Origin of the sequence: Psychrobacillus sp. L3 (assembly GCF_042945595.1) — a bacterium.
Classification (GTDB): domain Bacteria; phylum Bacillota; class Bacilli; order Bacillales_A; family Planococcaceae; genus Psychrobacillus.
The window spans coordinates 2,649,693-2,667,255 of record NZ_CP168493.1 but is presented as its reverse complement, the minus strand read 5'-3'; the positions used below and the strand labels follow the sequence as shown (position 1 = coordinate 2,667,255).

Sequence of the window (17,563 nt, the reverse complement as noted above, 5' to 3'; positions counted from 1 at the left end):
TCAGAGCCTCCTTTTTTTAGATTTAAGAAAACATGTGGATTTTCCTCCTGCGAAACCAGTTTTCATAGTACTTTAAAGTATTAAATAATACCACGGATTTCCGTTTCAGGTGGACGCTTTCAGCGGGTGCGCCGCATTCGCGTCGCTTGCGATGTCTCATCTGTCTCCGAGGAACGAAGGCTAAGAGCGCCACATCGTGTGGCAATGCCTTCGTGACCAACATCCTATTGGCCTCCGTCTGGAGTCTCCACCTTTCACTACAATCCATTAAGTGAGTAGTATCTAATAAGAAAGTATATGAAATTGATATACTAGAAATCGAGTATTCACAACGACTTGAAGTGCTTTTTAATGGTGACTACCTTACGCAGGATATGCTGTATGTTTTTACTTTTACCTTCCACAGTATACATGAATAAGTGGGCAGATGATTAGAGTTGTTGGAACCTAAAAAAAATAGGTAGCATCCATTATTAAATAAGTGCTGAGCGGACGAAATTGCATCTTCGTCCACCTTTAAAAGAAAAGGATGGGATTTATTCCCTCATTAATCAAAACAAATGCATTATGTCTTTACATACTTCTAGAGGGCGACGGACAAATAACCGCCACAAGATTACCGGAAAAAATGGCTCAAGAAGTGACGCAGTCATTTCTCAAGTTAAATTACTACGATAATAGTGTAGTCGATGTTTCGTCCAAAGCACTCTGGAAATAGTAAAGACCAGGTGCACTTCACAGCCGCTTCTTATTTTTTCATTTTTCTAAGTCGATACTGAAGGTTTTGGCGACTCATGCCTAATGCCTCGGCAGCCTTTGTAATATTCCCATCAAACTTATCCAATGCTTTTTGTAAATAATACTTCTCTGCTTCTCTCAAATATTCATCTAACGGCAACATATCTCTTTCAGAAGTTACAACAAAATCCTCTGCTTTTTTAGTTGTTTCATAAAAATCTTGTACCTTTAACTTGAAGTGAAGAGGGAGCATATCAAACTTAAGCACTTGCTCCGTAGTAATCATGGAGCTTATTTCATCTAATAGTAATTCGAGTTCTTTTAAATTTCCCGGCCATTCATATGTTAAAAATGCTAGAATGACTTCTTCCTCTATTTCATTAATAGTGGAACCATAACGATTGAGATATCGATTAAAATAATCGTGTGTAAAAGGTAAAATATCGTCTGTCCGATTACGAAGCGGTGGTAAAGTAATTGCGACGGTTGCAAAGTAATAGTACAGTTCCTTACTTAATTTGTTTGTAGCTATTAAATCAACAGGATCTTTACCAATACTGGCGATAAATAAATTATCCCCATTTTTATTTGAATTTAAAATTTGCAAAAGCTGATTTTGTAATTCTAGGGATAATAAATCGATTCTTTCACAAAATATTGTACAGTTTGTGATATGTTCTAGCTCTTTTTTAAACTTATTAATTAAGTGTTTATCCGAACTATGGCAAAAAAGGGAGATAAATTGATTGTTTGCTGGAGATAGCTGATTGTGAATTCCTTCTGCAATTAACTCTTTTCCAGTGCCAGCTTCCCCAATTAATAATACAGGCATTCGGACGTGAGCGGCTTTAAGAGATCTCTCCACTACTTCTCGCATGGATAGGGAAACAGCAGTAATGGTAGAAAGGGTTATTGGTTCATTGTATCGTTTTAATGGTTGATAAATCAGTCTTTCTAATGCAGTAATATCTCTAGAAAATTCTACTGCCCCAATCAGTTTCCCCTCTTCTGAAACAGGGTATGTATCATTAATAGTAGTTATCTCCTGCCCATTTCGATTCCAATAAGTCTGTTTAACGCGTAAAACTGGTTCTCCACTATGAAGAACTTTTAACAATGTACTATCTTGTTGTTCAAATTGAAAAAGTTCTAAAATAGATCGATCCTCTACGTCCACAGAATTTAATCCTTCTATTTCTTTCATTTTTTCATTGTAGATAACTGTTTTTCCAGTTGTATCTACAGCATGTATTCCAATGGCTACTTGCTCCGTAGAGAACTTATAAAAAGGAAGAAGTTTAACTAATTTTTCGTTCATTTGGCTCACCTCAAAAAAAATTTCGACATTTTAGAAATTAATACTTGAAAAACGCAACAATCTTTTGCATTATTATATATGTAAACGGATTAAAAGAGCAAATTATTTTTGCACTAAAATTAAAGGAGGATTTACATGATAGATTATAAACATGAAGCATTCACAGATTTTTCTAAAGAAGAAAACAAAAAAGCGATTAAAGAAGGATATAAAGTAGTTGAAGCATACCTTGGTGAAGAGTACCCGTTGATCGTTGGTGGAGAAAGAATTACGACAGAAGGTAAAATCACTTCTTATAACCCAGCGAATAAAGAGCAAGTTGTAGGGATTGTTTCTAAAGCAACAAAAGATATTGCATCTAAAGCAATGGATATTGCAGATGAAGCTTTTAGTACATGGAAAAAAGTAAAACCAGCAGTTCGTGCAGACGTTCTTTTCAAAGCAGCAGCTATTATGCGTCGTCGTAAAGCTGAATTCTCTGCTTTATTATCAAAAGAAGCAGGAAAAACTTGGGTGGAAGCTGACGTAGAAGCAGCAGAAGCGATCGACTTCTTAGAATATTATGGCCGCGAAATGCTTCGTTTAAAAGATGGTGCACCAGTTGTAAGCCGTCCAGGTGAATATAACCGTTATGACTATATTCCACTTGGAGTAGCTGTAGTTATATCTCCTTGGAACTTCCCGTTTGCAATTATGGCTGGTACTACTGTTGCAGCAATGGTTGCAGGTAACACAGTATTATTAAAACCAGCTTCAACAACTCCAGTTGTAGCGTATAAATTTGTTGAAATATTAGAAGAAGCTGGAATGCCAGCAGGTGTTGTAAACTTTATCCCAGGTTCAGGTGCTGAAATTGGTGATTTCTTAGTTGAACATCCACGCACTCGTTTAATCAGCTTCACTGGTTCTCGTGATGTTGGTTTAGGAATCGTAGAAAAATCATCTAAATTATCTCCAGGACAAATCTGGATTAAACGCTCAATCCTTGAAATGGGTGGTAAAGATACAATCGTAGTAGATAAAGAAGCTGATTTAGAATTAGCTGCTCAATCTATCGTAAAATCTGCATTCGGTTTCAGTGGCCAAAAATGTTCTGCTTGTTCACGTGCGGTAATCGTAGAAGATGTATACGATCAAGTGGTTAACCGTGTAGAAGAATTAACAAACGCTTTAACGGTAGGTGTTCCGGATAACGATGAGCATTTTGTTGGTCCTGTTATCGACGGAGCTTCTTTCGATAAGATAATGAGCTATATCGAAATCGGTAAAGGAGAAGGTCGCCTTGTTACAGGTGGTACTGGGGATGATTCAAAAGGATTCTTCATCCAACCTACTGTAATCGCTGATCTTTCTCCAACTTCTCGAATCATGCAAGAAGAAATCTTTGGTCCAGTTGTAGGTATTTCAAAAGCAAAAGATTTCAACGAAGCAATTGAAATTGCAAACAACACGGAATACGGCTTAACAGGTGCAGTTATTACAAATAACCGCATGAACTTAGAAAAAGCACGTGAAGAATTCCACGTTGGTAACCTTTACTTCAACCGTGGATGTACGGGTGCAATCGTTGGATACCAACCATTTGGTGGATTTAATATGTCTGGTACAGATTCAAAAGCTGGCGGACCTGATTATGTTCAACTTCATATGCAAGCAAAAACAACTTCAGAAATGCTTTAATTTTATGGAGCAGGTGTCACAGCCTGCTCGATAAATAGGTATATCTAAATGTCGTTGTGTCTACAAACTATTAAAAAAAGAGGAGTACGAATCCATGACAATTTCACAACAAGTTATTGAACAAACAAATAAATTTGGTGCAAATAACTATAACCCACTTCCAATCGTTGTTTCAGAAGCGGAAGGAGTTTGGGTAAAGGATCCAGAAGGTAACAAATACATGGATATGCTTTCTGCTTATTCTGCAGTAAACCAAGGGCATCGTCATTCAAAAATCATTCAAGCTCTAAAAGATCAAGCAGATCGTGTAACTTTAACTTCACGCGCATTCCATAACGATCAATTAGGTCCATGGTATGAAAAAGTTAGCAAATTAACAGGTAAAGAAATGGTATTACCAATGAATACTGGTGCGGAGGCTGTTGAAACTGCACTAAAAGCAGCTCGTAGATGGGCTTATGATGTAAAAGGAGTAGAAGCTGACCACGCTGAAATCATTGCATGTAATGGAAACTTCCATGGTCGTACTATGGGAGCAGTGTCGTTGTCATCTGATCCTGAATATAAACGTGGATTTGGACCAATGCTTCCAGGTATCAACTTAATTCCTTATGGAGATTTAGAAGCACTTAAAGCTGCAATTACACCGAATACTGCTGCTTTTATCATTGAGCCTATTCAAGGGGAAGCGGGAATTGTTATTCCTCCAGCTGGTTTCTTAAAAGCTGCACTTGAATTATGTCGTGAAAACAATGTATTGTTTATAGCAGATGAAATCCAAGCAGGACTTGGTCGTACTGGTAAAATGTTTGCATGTGAATGGGAAGATGTAAATCCAGATATGTACATTTTAGGTAAAGCACTTGGTGGTGGAGTATTCCCAATTTCATGTATCGTTGCGAACAATGATGTTTTAAGCGTGTTTAACCCAGGATCACATGGCTCTACATTTGGTGGTAACCCTATGGCATGTGCTGTTTCTATAGCAGCTCTTGATGTTTTGGTAGATGAAAAGTTAGCTGATCGTTCTCTTGAATTAGGGAATTATTTCATGGATGCTTTAAAAGAAATTAAACATCCTTCTATTAAAGAAGTTCGTGGTCGTGGATTATTCATCGGTATGGAATTAACAGAAGAAGCACGCCCATATTGTGAAGCATTAAAAGAACTAGGATTATTATGTAAAGAAACACATGATACAGTAATCCGATTTGCTCCTCCTCTAGTTATCTCTAAAGAGGAATTAGACTGGGCAATTGAAAAAATTAAAAAAGTATTTAATAATTAATATTTGGTAGACAAAAATCCTTCACTATATGTTACAATTGTTCCGAATAAAACATTATGAATAAAGAGGCGAAACAATCAAATGGCTGATAATTTAAACCTGTTCACATCAACTCAGGCTGTCATTCAAGAGGCTCTACACAAATTAGGATATGACGAAGCGATGTATGAACTACTAAAAGAACCACTTAGAATGTTAGAAGTACGCATTCCAGTTAAAATGGATGATAATACAGTAAAAGTATTTACTGGTTACCGTGCACAACATAATGATGCTGTAGGTCCTACTAAAGGTGGAGTTCGTTTTCATCCAGGTGTAACACCTGATGAAATGAAGGCTCTTTCTATGTGGATGACACTGAAAGCTGGGATTGTTGATCTTCCGTATGGCGGAGGTAAAGGTGGGGTTGTTTGTGACCCACGTGAAATGTCTATGGGAGAAATTGAACGTTTAAGTCGTGGATATGTAAGAGCAGTTGGACAAATTGTTGGACCAACGAAAGATATCCCAGCACCAGACGTTTTTACTAATGCTCAAATTATGGCATGGATGATGGATGAATATAGTCGTATGGACCAATTCAACTCTCCTGGCTTTATTACTGGTAAACCAATTGTTCTTGGTGGATCTCAAGGACGTGACCGTGCTACTGCGCAAGGTGTAACAATTATTATTAACGAAGCTGCGAAAAAACGTGACATTGATATGCAAGGTGCACGTGTTGTTATTCAAGGCTTTGGTAATGCTGGAAGTTTCCTAGCTAAATTCTTGAACGATCAAGGTGCAAAAGTTATCGCTATTTCTGATGCTTACGGTGCTTTACATGATCCAAACGGTTTAGATATCGATTATTTATTGGATCGTCGAGATAGTTTTGGTACTGTTACTACTTTGTTTGAAAATACAATTTCTAACCAAGAGTTATTGGAATTGGATTGCGATATCCTAGTTCCAGCTGCAATTGAAAACCAAATCACCGCTGACAATGCGCACAATATTAAAGCTAAAATTGTAGTTGAGGCTGCGAATGGTCCTACTACGACAGAAGCTACTAAAATTCTTTACGATAGAGATATTTTATTAGTTCCTGACGTTTTAGCAAGTGCTGGTGGAGTTACTGTGTCATACTTTGAATGGGTTCAAAATAACCAAGGTTACTACTGGACTGAAGATGAAGTAAACGACAAACTTATTGCGAAAATGGTAGATGCATTTGAAAATATTTATGAAGTAGCTACTACTCGTAATATTGATATGCGCTTAGCTGCATATATGGTTGGTGTACGTAGAACTGCTGAGGCATCACGCTTCCGTGGTTGGGTATAAGTCAAACTGTTGAATAAGTTGAACCGCTTGTATTTTACAAGCGGTTTTTTTATGATTAAAAGACAACTTAGAGGAGGATATTTAGATGAATGCTTTTTCTTTTCAAAATCCAGTAAAATTAATTTTCGGTAAAGGACAGTTAGGTCAATTAGCAGATGAGCTTGCGCTATACGGAAAAAAAGTACTTGTTGTTTACGGTGGAGGAAGTATTAAGAAAAACGGATTATATGAACAAGTGATGTCAGTATTAAATGAAGCGAATATGGAAGTATTTGAATTAGCTGGCGTTGAACCCAATCCGAGATTATCGACTGCGAAACGAGGAGCAGAGCTTTGTAAGCAAGAAGGAATTGAGGTTATTTTAGCTGTCGGTGGAGGTTCTGTAATTGATTGTACAAAACTAATCGCTGCTGCTGCTAAATATGATGGAGACCCTTGGGATTTAGTGACACGAAAAGCCATTCCGACAGATGCACTGCCTTTTGGAACTGTTTTAACACTAGCTGCGACCGGTTCTGAGATGAATGCCGGTTCTGTTATTACAAATGAAGAAACACAAGAAAAATATGGATGGGGTAATCCGCTTATATTCCCTAAGTTTTCTATTTTAGATCCTGAAAATACTTTTACCGTTCCATTAAATCAGACTGTTTATGGCATTGTTGACATGATGTCACACATGTTTGAACAATATTATCATGAAGCAACGAATACACCTGTACACGATGAAATGATTGAAGGAGTTCTTCGAGTTGTGATTGAAACTGCACCTAAACTTGTTAAGGATCTAGAAAACTTTGAACTACGTGAAACAATTTTATTTGCAGGTACTTTAGCATTAAACGGTTTTTTACGAATGGGATACAATGGAGATTGGGCAAGTCACAATATCGAACATGCGGTATCAGCGGTATATGATATTCCTCATGCCGGTGGACTCGCAATTATTTTCCCAAGATGGATGCGTCATAATGTACATGTAAATCCGGAACGATTTGCAAAGTTAGCAACAAAAGTATTTAATGTGGATCCAGCGGGAAAAACTGCTGAAGAAGTTGCGTTTGAGGGTATTGATCGTTTAGCAACATTCTGGGCTTCATTAGATGCCCCAACTAACTTATCAGATTACAACATTGATGATTCTAAAATTGACCTTATGGTTGAAAAAGCAATGGTTAATGGGGAGTATGGTAATTTCAATAAACTAAATGCAGTCGATACTAAAGCAATACTTACTGCATGCCTTTAATAAAACACATGACTGAGCAAATACTTAGTCATGTGTTTTTAATGTAGTTTTCTTATCTTTATGATGCTTCCATTTTTTAATACCATCATCTTCATCGAAGGAAATTGTTGCATCTGTAACACTTTGTTGGTTTAAAATAAGCTCTTTCAATACATCGTGAATGTCGTCTACTTCAGCAAATGATAATGTTGGATCTATCTCTACAACTAAATTCACATGTAAAAATTCCCCTTCTTTTATGACTTCTAATTCTTTAATATCTTTTACATGAATGTTTTCAGACACGATATGGGCAATGTGAACAAGCATTTGTTCATCTGTTTCTCCTAAAGCACCTCTTGCATTATCAAGAAATACTTTTCCAACAACATAGAACATCATTAATCCGATTATCATCGAAGCAATTCCTTCTGCTTGTAAGAAACCAGTGAAATGTGAGATTAGTATTGCAGTAAAGGCTAAAATTCCACCAGCAGTAGCAACTAAGTCTTCCATAAATACAAGCTTAGTCGCTGGTTTAGCTCGATCTATATAAGTGAAGCTTGTTGTAATTGGCCCGAACAACGAATTTTTTATACCGCTTTCATGTAGAATTTCCTTACCTGCTTTGTAAAGAACGGTAGATTCTAATAGGATACCAATTCCTAAAACAACTAGACTTATTGCAACACCAGTAGAAGTAGTAGGGTGTTGAACGTGATGCCATCCTTCTTTAATAGTTTCATATGAAAGAATACCTACGATTATTACTGCCCCTAAACATACTAAATTTATTAACCGGCCAAATCCATTTGGAAATCTAGGTGTAGGGGCTTTTTTAGATAATGCTGACCCTGTATATACGAAAAATTGATTAGCGGCATCTCCTATTGAGTGCATCATCTCTGCAAACATTGCGACATTGCCAGTAAAGAAGAATGCACCTGCTTTTATTAGAGCGATAATTGTATTTACAATTGCTGCTGTTAAGGAGGATCTATTTCCGCCTTTTAATAGTGTGAATAATTCAAGCATAGTATTGCTCCTTTCACTAGATCGATGCAACTTCCATACGTTCAATGAAATCTTCTTGTTTCATCATAAGATAAAAATCTACTGTATTTTTTTTAGTTACAATAGATAAGCGCATTTCCATTTCGTGTTTCATTACATTATCGCCGAAAATGACATCTTTAATTCGTATACTTTCTATATATACGTTGTTGTCCTGTAAATACTGATAGACATCCGTAATACTACTTTCATTTGGAACAAGCACCTTCATCGATAATTCTTTTGAACGTAAACGCTTTGGTCCAATTTTAGTGAGGAGAGGGGGGATTAATTCTATACCAATCAACACAATACAAACAGATAATGCCGCTTCAATATAAAATCCGGCACCGACTGCTATACCTATTCCGCCAGCTCCCCAAATCATTGCAGCGGTTGTTAATCCTGTAATGCTATCATTACCTTTGCGTAAAATGACGCCTGCACCTAAAAAACCAATTCCACTTACAATTTGTGCTGCTAGGCGAAGGGGGTCCATTGTAATATTTATTCCTTCACGCGGGCTTGCTGTATATGCTGTTTCAATGGAGATATACGTTAATAAACAACTAAAAGTAGCAATAACAATACTTGTTTTTAATCCAATTGGTTTCTTCTTTAGTTCCCTTTCTATACCTATTATTAAACTTAATAATGCAGCTAAACATAATTTTAATAATATTTCTGTATTTCCTGTATATATGAAATCCATCAAAAATTCCCCCGCTTTATTTATCTCTTTATAAAGAAGATATGTTTCTACTTACGTCGTTAACAATTGAACTTCTTTCGTTTAGTTTACTTATATTGATGTAATCATAATTGGATTAATTGTGATGATAGCACTCCCAACAAGGAAGACTATTTTTATTAAGGGGAATAGGATGCCTAATTCTCATTACGTTTTGTTTTATGTTGTCACCACTAATTCGAGTTATTATTAGACCTCTGCATGACGATTATATTGGTAAAGTTCCTTTTTTTCCTTCTAACTAAAGAGTTAAACAGATTTAATATTCGTATTAAAATTGTTGTCATAGAAGGGTTTGTATACTCTTTTAGTACAACAATAGTTGATAAAATATACCTTTTTAAAAAAAGGTATTGATTCTCATTTCAATACTGGGTATACTAATACTTGTCCTTCAGAACGACAGACAAACACTTTTGAAAACAAGTTAAAAAAGTTGTTGACATCGTTAGTGAAAGAAGATACAATAATAAAGTCGTCAAAACAAGACGACAACATGAACATTGAAAACTGAACATGCAAAACGTTAAGACATACAGCTTGAAAGACTAGCTTCGGTTAGTTCGATAGCAAAACAATTTGGACATCATTTAATGATGATGCCAGCAAAACAAAATGAGCTTTTTAAGTTCTCTATTATGGAGAGTTTGATCCTGGCTCAGGACGAACGCTGGCGGCATGCCTAATACATGCAAGTCGAGCGAATGACGAAGAAGCTTGCTTCTTCTGATTTAGCGGCGGACGGGTGAGTAACACGTGGGCAACCTGCCCTGTAGATTGGGATAACTCCGGGAAACCGGGGCTAATACCGAATAATCCATTTCCTCACATGGGGAGATGTTAAAAGACGGTTTCGGCTGTCACTACAGGATGGGCCCGCGGCGCATTAGCTAGTTGGTGAGGTAACGGCTCACCAAGGCGACGATGCGTAGCCGACCTGAGAGGGTGATCGGCCACACTGGGACTGAGACACGGCCCAGACTCCTACGGGAGGCAGCAGTAGGGAATCTTCCACAATGGACGAAAGTCTGATGGAGCAATGCCGCGTGAGTGAAGAAGGTTTTCGGATCGTAAAACTCTGTTGTGAGGGAAGAACAAGTACGAGAGTAACTGCTCGTACCTTGACGGTACCTCATTAGAAAGCCACGGCTAACTACGTGCCAGCAGCCGCGGTAATACGTAGGTGGCAAGCGTTGTCCGGAATTATTGGGCGTAAAGCGCGCGCAGGCGGTCCTTTAAGTCTGATGTGAAATCCCACGGCTCAACCGTGGAAGGTCATTGGAAACTGGGGGACTTGAGTACAGAAGAGGAAAGCGGAATTCCAAGTGTAGCGGTGAAATGCGTAGAGATTTGGAGGAACACCAGTGGCGAAGGCGGCTTTCTGGTCTGTAACTGACGCTGAGGCGCGAAAGCGTGGGGAGCAAACAGGATTAGATACCCTGGTAGTCCACGCCGTAAACGATGAGTGCTAAGTGTTAGGGGGTTTCCGCCCCTTAGTGCTGCAGCTAACGCATTAAGCACTCCGCCTGGGGAGTACGGTCGCAAGACTGAAACTCAAAGGAATTGACGGGGGCCCGCACAAGCGGTGGAGCATGTGGTTTAATTCGAAGCAACGCGAAGAACCTTACCAGGTCTTGACATCCCGCTGACCGTTCTAGAGATAGATCTTTCCCTTCGGGGACAGCGGTGACAGGTGGTGCATGGTTGTCGTCAGCTCGTGTCGTGAGATGTTGGGTTAAGTCCCGCAACGAGCGCAACCCTTGATCTTAGTTGCCAGCATTTAGTTGGGCACTCTAAGGTGACTGCCGGTGATAAACCGGAGGAAGGTGGGGATGACGTCAAATCATCATGCCCCTTATGACCTGGGCTACACACGTGCTACAATGGACGGTACAGAGGGTCGCAACCCCGCGAGGGTGAGCTAATCCCATAAAACCGTTCTCAGTTCGGATTGTAGGCTGCAACTCGCCTACATGAAGCCGGAATCGCTAGTAATCGTGGATCAGCATGCCACGGTGAATACGTTCCCGGGCCTTGTACACACCGCCCGTCACACCACGAGAGTTTGTAACACCCGAAGTCGGTGGGGTAACCCTTACGGGAGCCAGCCGCCGAAGGTGGGACAGATGATTGGGGTGAAGTCGTAACAAGGTAGCCGTATCGGAAGGTGCGGCTGGATCACCTCCTTTCTAAGGATAATATCGGAATACAGATTTTTATCTGTATCTTAACGTTTTGCAGTTCAGTTTTGAATGTTCATTTTTATGAGCATTTGAAAACTTGTTCTTTGAAAACTGGATAAAAAGACATTGAAAGAAACAAATTCAAGAAATTCAATTTGTAATCACTTTTGTGATTATATTTTGCGTAGTATTTTTAACTACTATAGGAAGTCCGTGTTTTCACGGAGGACCAAATTAGGTTAAGTTAATAAGGGCGCGCGGTGAATGCCTTGGCACTAGGAGCCGAAGAAGGACGGCACTAACACCGATATGCTTCGGGGAGCTGTAAGTGAGCTTTGATCCGGAGATTTCCGAATGGGGAAACCCACTGTTCGTAATGGAGCAGTACATTTACGTGAATACATAGCGTATCTGTGGCACACCCAGGGAACTGAAACATCTAAGTACCTGGAGGAAGAGAAAGAAAAATCGATTCCCTGAGTAGCGGCGAGCGAAACGGGAATAGCCCAAACCAAGAGGCTTGCCTCTTGGGGTTGTAGGACACTCTACATAGAGTTACAAAGGAATGAGCTAGACGAAGCGATCTGGAAAGGTCCGCAGGATAGGGTAAAAGCCCCGTAGTCAAAAGTTCATTCTCTCTTGAGTGTATCCTGAGTACGGCGGAACACGTGAAATTCCGTCGGAATCTGGGAGGACCATCTCCCAAGGCTAAATACTACCTAGTGACCGATAGTGAACCAGTACCGTGAGGGAAAGGTGAAAAGCACCCCGGAAGGGGAGTGAAATAGATCCTGAAACCGCGTGCCTACAAGTAGTCAGAGCCCGTTAATGGGTGATGGCGTGCCTTTTGTAGAATGAACCGGCGAGTTACGATTACATGCAAGGTTAAGTTGAGAAGACGGAGCCGCAGCGAAAGCGAGTCTGAATAGGGCGAATGAGTATGTGGTCGTAGACCCGAAACCAGGTGATCTACCCATGTCCAGGATGAAGGTAAGGTAACACTTACTGGAGGTCCGAACCCACGCACGTTGAAAAGTGCGGGGATGAGGTGTGGGTAGCGGAGAAATTCCAATCGAACCTGGAGATAGCTGGTTCTCTCCGAAATAGCTTTAGGGCTAGCCTCAAACGTTAGAATCTTGGAGGTAGAGCACTGTTTGGACTAGGGGCCCATCCCGGGTTACCGAATTCAGACAAACTCCGAATGCCAATGATTTATGTTTGGGAGTCAGACTGCGAGTGATAAGATCCGTAGTCAAGAGGGAAACAGCCCAGACCACCAGCTAAGGTCCCAAAGTATTTGTTAAGTGGAAAAGGATGTGGCGTTGCTTAGACAACCAGGATGTTGGCTTAGAAGCAGCCATCATTTAAAGAGTGCGTAATAGCTCACTGGTCGAGTGACGCTGCGCCGAAAATGTATCGGGGCTAAACAAATCACCGAAGCTGTGGATTGATACCTATGGTATCAGTGGTAGGAGAGCGTTCTAAGGGCGTTGAAGTCAGACCGGAAGGACTGGTGGAGCGCTTAGAAGTGAGAATGCCGGTATGAGTAGCGAAAGATGGGTGAGAATCCCATCCACCGTATGACTAAGGTTTCCTGAGGAAGGCTCGTCCGCTCAGGGTTAGTCGGGACCTAAGTCGAGGCCGATAGGCGTAGACGATGGACAACAGGTTGATATTCCTGTACCACCAAACCACCGTTTGAGCAATGGGGGGACGCAGAAGGATAGGGTAAGCATGCTGTTGGTTATGCATGTCCAAGCAGTGAGGTGTGAGTGTAGGCAAATCCGCACTCTGTAACATTGAGCTGTGATGGCGAGGACTTAGTCCGAAGTTCCTGATTTCACACTGCCAAGAAAAGCCTCTAGCGAGGTGATAGGTGCCCGTACCGCAAACCGACACAGGTAGTCGAGGAGAGAATCCTAAGGTGAGCGAGAGAACTCTCGTTAAGGAACTCGGCAAAATGACCCCGTAACTTCGGGAGAAGGGGTGCTCTTTTGGGTGTATAGCCTAGAAGAGCCGCAGTGAATAGGCCCAGGCGACTGTTTAGCAAAAACACAGGTCTCTGCAAAACCGTAAGGTGAAGTATAGGGGCTGACGCCTGCCCGGTGCTGGAAGGTTAAGAGGAGTGCTTAGCGCAAGCGAAGGTGCGAATTGAAGCCCCAGTAAACGGCGGCCGTAACTATAACGGTCCTAAGGTAGCGAAATTCCTTGTCGGGTAAGTTCCGACCCGCACGAAAGGCGTAACGATCTGGGCACTGTCTCAACGAGAGACTCGGTGAAATTATAGTACCTGTGAAGATGCAGGTTACCCGCGACAGGACGGAAAGACCCCGTGGAGCTTTACTATAGCTTGATATTGAATTTTGGTGCAACTTGTACAGGATAGGCAGGAGCCTTAGAGCCCGGAGCGCCAGCTTCGGAGGAGGCGTCGGTGGGATACTGCCCTGGTTGTATTGAAATTCTAACCCATACCCGTAACCCGGGTAGGAGACAGTGTCAGGCGGGTAGTTTGACTGGGGCGGTCGCCTCCTAAAGTGTAACGGAGGCGCCCAAAGGTTCCCTCAGAATGGTTGGAAATCATTCGAAGAGTGTAAAGGCAGAAGGGAGCTTGACTGCGAGACCTACAAGTCGAGCAGGGTCGAAAGACGGGCTTAGTGATCCGGTGGTTCCGCATGGAAGGGCCATCGCTCAACGGATAAAAGCTACCCCGGGGATAACAGGCTTATCTCCCCCAAGAGTCCACATCGACGGGGAGGTTTGGCACCTCGATGTCGGCTCATCGCATCCTGGGGCTGTAGTCGGTCCCAAGGGTTGGGCTGTTCGCCCATTAAAGCGGTACGCGAGCTGGGTTCAGAACGTCGTGAGACAGTTCGGTCCCTATCCGTCGTGGGCGTAGGAAATTTGAGAGGAGCTGTCCTTAGTACGAGAGGACCGGGATGGACACACCGCTGGTGTACCAGTTGTTCTGCCAAGAGCATCGCTGGGTAGCTATGTGTGGACGGGATAAGTGCTGAAAGCATCTAAGCACGAAGCCCCCCTCAAGATGAGATTTCCCATTACGCAAGTAAGTAAGATCCCTCAAAGACGATGAGGTAGATAGGTTCGGGGTGTAAGCGTGGCGACATGTGCAGCTGACGAATACTAATCGATCGAGGACTTAACCAAATATGAATTTGCAAACACCAATGTCTTTTATCCAGTTTTGAAAGAATAATTTTTTTAAAAAAACTCTTGTAATTTTCTACAGAGTTGTTATAATAAAACTTGTCTTTCAATAATTATTCAAGTCTAGTAATGATGGCGAAGAGGTCACACCCGTTCCCATACCGAACACGGAAGTTAAGCTCTTCAGCGCCGATGGTAGTTGGGGGTTTCCCCCTGTGAGAGTAGGACGTCGCTAGGCTTGCAATAAATACATAAAAAGTAGTAAGGAAATTAAAGTAATTGACTACTAGAACAAATGAAGTTGACGCAAAAATGACTTACTTATTGTAATATTACCCAGGAGGATTAGCTCAGCTGGGAGAGCATCTGCCTTACAAGCAGAGGGTCGGCGGTTCGAGCCCGTCATCCTCCACCATTTTTCTACAATTGCCGGAGTAGCTCAACTGGTAGAGCAACTGACTTGTAATCAGTAGGTTGAGGGTTCAAGTCCTTTCTCCGGCACCATTTTTCGAGCCATTAGCTCAGTTGGTAGAGCATCTGACTTTTAATCAGAGGGTCGTAGGTTCGAATCCTACATGGCTCATCACTTTTAAAGTGAATTATGTATGCGGGTGTGGCGGAACTGGCAGACGCACTAGACTTAGGATCTAGCGCCGCAAGGCGTGGGGGTTCGACTCCCTTCACCCGCACCATTAATTTCATAACCGAGCGGAAGTAGTTCAGTGGTAGAACACCACCTTGCCAAGGTGGGGGTCGCGAGTTCGAACCTCGTCTTCCGCTCCAAAGATTCATTTAAGTGCCGGGGTGGCGGAACTGGCAGACGCACAGGACTTAAAATCCTGCGGTAGGTGACTACCGTACCGGTTCGATTCCGGTCCTCGGCACCACTTTTATGAAAGAAATATGCGCTCGTAGCTCAATTGGATAGAGCACTTGACTACGAATCAAGAGGTTGCAGGTTCAAGTCCTGCCGAGCGCACCATTTATGACGGGAAGTAGCTCAGCTTGGTAGAGCACTTGGTTTGGGACCAAGGGGTCGCAGGTTCGAATCCTGTCTTCCCGACCAGTTATTAAAAAATGGGGCCTTAGCTCAGCTGGGAGAGCGCCTGCCTTGCACGCAGGAGGTCAGCGGTTCGATCCCGCTAGGCTCCACCATATTTATTGCGAAACATTTAAAAATCTTGGCGGCGTAGCTCAGCTGGCTAGAGCATTCGGTTCATACCCGAAAGGTCGTGGGTTCGACTCCCTCTGCCGCCATCTTAAGGACCTTTAGCTCAGTTGGTTAGAGCAGACGGCTCATAACCGTCCGGTCGCAGGTTCGAGTCCTGCAAGGTCCACCAACAATATTTCGGAGGAATACCCAAGTTCGGCTGAAGGGATCGGTCTTGAAAACCGACAGGCGGGTTATACCGCGCGGGGGTTCGAATCCCTCTTCCTCCTCCATTTTTAATACATTGTTGTTGGAAATAAGAATTATCATTCTATAATAGATAAGTTAATATTAGCAAGTATATTATTATCGCGGGGTGGAGCAGTGGTAGCTCGTCGGGCTCATAACCCGAAGGTCGCAGGTTCAAATCCTGTCCCCGCAACCAAATGGTCCCGTGGTGTAGCGGTTAACATGCCTGCCTGTCACGCAGGAGATCGCCGGTTCGATCCCGGTCGGGACCGCCATTTATTTATAAGTTTTAATAGATTTAAAACAGTACATATTTATTAGAGATTTAGGATAAGCAAGCAAGTCAAGGAAGCAATCATGTGAAAGAAGAAACGTGCTCAAGTACGTGACTAATTGAACTAGTCTTGTTGACGAGATATGCGCCGCTTAGCGTAAATAGAAGAGGCTCAGTAGCTCAGTCGGTAGAGCAAAGGACTGAAAATCCTTGTGTCGGCGGTTCGATTCCGTCCTGAGCCACCATAATGCGGGTGTAGTTTAGTGGTAAAACCTCAGCCTTCCAAGCTGATGATGAGAGTTCGATTCTCTTCACCCGCTCCAATAATGGGCCTATAGCTCAGCTGGTTAGAGCGCACGCCTGATAAGCGTGAGGTCGATGGTTCGAGTCCATTTAGGCCCACCATTATTCCGAAGTAGCTCAGTGGTAGAGCAATCGACTGTTAATCGATTGGTCGTAGGTTCGAGTCCTACCTTCGGAGCCATATATATGGGGAAGTACTCAAGTGGCTGAAGAGGCGCCCCTGCTAAGGGTGTAGGTCGGGTAACCGGCGCGAGGGTTCAAATCCCTCCTTCTCCGCCATATATAGGCCCCTTGGTCAAGCGGTTAAGACACCGCCCTTTCACGGCGGTAACACGGGTTCGAATCCCGTAGGGGTCATAAATTTAAAGGAAAAAGGTAATCATTTATATGATTACTCTTTTTTTTTATGGTTATGTTTAAGTTATTGGTTGATTTTGAATAAACCTTCCTCTTTTGTAGTATTCTAACTGTATTAATAACAAAAGAGGCAATTCAAATGACTTTAGCAAACATAATAGCTGATATTTCTACTTTAAACGATAGAGACAAAGAATCCATTTTAGGTTATCTAACTCGTCATTTATCGCCGTCTGCTTCACAACAAGGAACTTTACTTGGTGAGTTGAGGGAGAGGAAGTTTTCACATGGCTTTCATTGTTGTCATTGTGGTAGTTCATCAGTGGTTCGTCATGGTAAACGAGATGGTCGCCAACGTTATAAGTGCAAAGACTGTTGTAAATATCTTGGCAAGTGTCCATGGAACTTGGGGAAACAGCAGATAAGTTAAGACTGAGAGACTTTGAATACTAAGTGCCAAGATTATTCGTTATTTTATAAGAAATAAAAATGCACATAAA

General features: G+C 41.8%; 7 protein-coding genes, 20 tRNA genes, 3 rRNA genes and 1 pseudogene. 28 read left to right on the top strand and 3 right to left on the bottom strand.

Annotation, left to right across the window (positions count from 1 at the left end; translation table 11 throughout):
- Window positions 1-748 precede the first annotated feature (748 nt).
- Entirely contained in the window at window positions 749-2,056 is a 1,308-nt protein-coding gene (locus ACEPXD_RS13175) for a sigma 54-interacting transcriptional regulator (protein WP_391116587.1), read from the bottom strand.
- Window positions 2,057-2,191: 135 nt separating this feature from the next.
- Between ACEPXD_RS13175 and pruA the strand changes: the two genes are divergently transcribed.
- From pruA to ACEPXD_RS13155, 4 genes are all read left to right on the top strand, one after another.
- Complete coding sequence (pruA, locus tag ACEPXD_RS13170) at window positions 2,192-3,736, top strand: L-glutamate gamma-semialdehyde dehydrogenase (protein ID WP_391116584.1); 1,545 nt, start codon at window positions 2,192-2,194, stop codon at window positions 3,734-3,736.
- A 94-nt stretch (window positions 3,737-3,830) separates the two neighbouring features.
- Window positions 3,831-5,024: an ornithine--oxo-acid transaminase gene (locus ACEPXD_RS13165; RefSeq protein WP_391116582.1), complete on the top strand. Its 1,194-nt coding sequence runs from the start codon at window positions 3,831-3,833 to the stop codon at window positions 5,022-5,024.
- Between the two features lie 81 nt (window positions 5,025-5,105).
- Window positions 5,106-6,350, top strand: a complete 1,245-nt coding sequence (locus ACEPXD_RS13160) for a Glu/Leu/Phe/Val family dehydrogenase (RefSeq protein WP_391116580.1) — start codon at window positions 5,106-5,108, stop codon at window positions 6,348-6,350.
- An 85-nt stretch (window positions 6,351-6,435) separates the two neighbouring features.
- On the top strand, window positions 6,436-7,599 hold the full coding sequence (locus tag ACEPXD_RS13155; RefSeq protein ID WP_391116578.1) for an iron-containing alcohol dehydrogenase: 1,164 nt from the start codon (window positions 6,436-6,438) through the stop codon (window positions 7,597-7,599).
- 24 nt (window positions 7,600-7,623) lie between these two features.
- On the opposite strand, the gene ACEPXD_RS13150 is transcribed toward ACEPXD_RS13155, so the two are convergent.
- Window positions 7,624-8,613 carry a cation diffusion facilitator family transporter gene (locus tag ACEPXD_RS13150; RefSeq protein WP_391116576.1) on the bottom strand — a complete coding sequence of 330 codons (990 nt, stop codon included), beginning with the start codon at window positions 8,611-8,613 and terminating at the stop codon, window positions 7,624-7,626.
- A 16-nt stretch (window positions 8,614-8,629) separates the two neighbouring features.
- A complete protein-coding gene (locus ACEPXD_RS13145; protein ID WP_391116574.1) occupies window positions 8,630-9,343 on the bottom strand; it encodes an MgtC/SapB family protein in 714 nt (237 codons plus the stop codon).
- Between the two features lie 674 nt (window positions 9,344-10,017).
- Here ACEPXD_RS13145 and ACEPXD_RS13140 point away from each other — a divergent pair.
- The 24 genes and pseudogenes from ACEPXD_RS13140 to ACEPXD_RS13025 all read left to right on the top strand — a co-directional run.
- Window positions 10,018-11,571 (top strand): 16S ribosomal RNA (locus ACEPXD_RS13140).
- A 231-nt stretch (window positions 11,572-11,802) separates the two neighbouring features.
- Window positions 11,803-14,730: ribosomal RNA gene (locus ACEPXD_RS13135) — 23S ribosomal RNA — on the top strand.
- 122 nt (window positions 14,731-14,852) lie between these two features.
- Window positions 14,853-14,968 (top strand): 5S ribosomal RNA (gene rrf, locus ACEPXD_RS13130).
- Together the 16S, 23S and 5S rRNA genes with 20 tRNA genes alongside form the textbook arrangement of a ribosomal RNA operon.
- A gap of 101 nt (window positions 14,969-15,069) precedes the next feature.
- Window positions 15,070-15,145: transfer RNA gene (locus tag ACEPXD_RS13125), tRNA-Val, on the top strand.
- Between the two features lie 13 nt (window positions 15,146-15,158).
- Window positions 15,159-15,234: transfer RNA gene (locus ACEPXD_RS13120), tRNA-Thr, on the top strand.
- Window positions 15,235-15,240: 6 nt separating this feature from the next.
- Window positions 15,241-15,313: transfer RNA gene (locus ACEPXD_RS13115), tRNA-Lys, on the top strand.
- A gap of 24 nt (window positions 15,314-15,337) precedes the next feature.
- A tRNA-Leu gene (locus tag ACEPXD_RS13110) sits at window positions 15,338-15,422 on the top strand.
- Window positions 15,423-15,438: 16 nt separating this feature from the next.
- Window positions 15,439-15,513: transfer RNA gene (locus tag ACEPXD_RS13105), tRNA-Gly, on the top strand.
- Between the two features lie 15 nt (window positions 15,514-15,528).
- Window positions 15,529-15,617, top strand: a tRNA-Leu gene (locus ACEPXD_RS13100).
- A gap of 18 nt (window positions 15,618-15,635) precedes the next feature.
- Window positions 15,636-15,712, top strand: a tRNA-Arg gene (locus ACEPXD_RS13095).
- Window positions 15,713-15,719: 7 nt separating this feature from the next.
- Window positions 15,720-15,796: transfer RNA gene (locus ACEPXD_RS13090), tRNA-Pro, on the top strand.
- A gap of 13 nt (window positions 15,797-15,809) precedes the next feature.
- Window positions 15,810-15,885 (top strand) — tRNA-Ala (locus tag ACEPXD_RS13085).
- Window positions 15,886-15,913: 28 nt separating this feature from the next.
- Window positions 15,914-15,987 (top strand) — tRNA-Met (locus tag ACEPXD_RS13080).
- A gap of 6 nt (window positions 15,988-15,993) precedes the next feature.
- Window positions 15,994-16,070: transfer RNA gene (locus ACEPXD_RS13075), tRNA-Ile, on the top strand.
- A gap of 10 nt (window positions 16,071-16,080) precedes the next feature.
- Window positions 16,081-16,173, top strand: a tRNA-Ser gene (locus ACEPXD_RS13070).
- A gap of 77 nt (window positions 16,174-16,250) precedes the next feature.
- A tRNA-Met gene (locus ACEPXD_RS13065) sits at window positions 16,251-16,325 on the top strand.
- Window positions 16,326-16,328: 3 nt separating this feature from the next.
- Window positions 16,329-16,404, top strand: a tRNA-Asp gene (locus tag ACEPXD_RS13060).
- Window positions 16,405-16,572: 168 nt separating this feature from the next.
- Window positions 16,573-16,648, top strand: a tRNA-Phe gene (locus tag ACEPXD_RS13055).
- A 4-nt stretch (window positions 16,649-16,652) separates the two neighbouring features.
- A tRNA-Gly gene (locus ACEPXD_RS13050) sits at window positions 16,653-16,726 on the top strand.
- Window positions 16,727-16,731: 5 nt separating this feature from the next.
- A tRNA-Ile gene (locus ACEPXD_RS13045) sits at window positions 16,732-16,808 on the top strand.
- Between the two features lie 4 nt (window positions 16,809-16,812).
- Window positions 16,813-16,887 (top strand) — tRNA-Asn (locus tag ACEPXD_RS13040).
- A 7-nt stretch (window positions 16,888-16,894) separates the two neighbouring features.
- Window positions 16,895-16,985 (top strand) — tRNA-Ser (locus ACEPXD_RS13035).
- 6 nt (window positions 16,986-16,991) lie between these two features.
- A tRNA-Glu gene (locus ACEPXD_RS13030) sits at window positions 16,992-17,063 on the top strand.
- Window positions 17,064-17,202: 139 nt separating this feature from the next.
- A pseudogene (locus ACEPXD_RS13025) lies at window positions 17,203-17,445 on the top strand (transposase); the annotation flags it as partial.
- Window positions 17,446-17,563 lie beyond the last annotated feature (118 nt).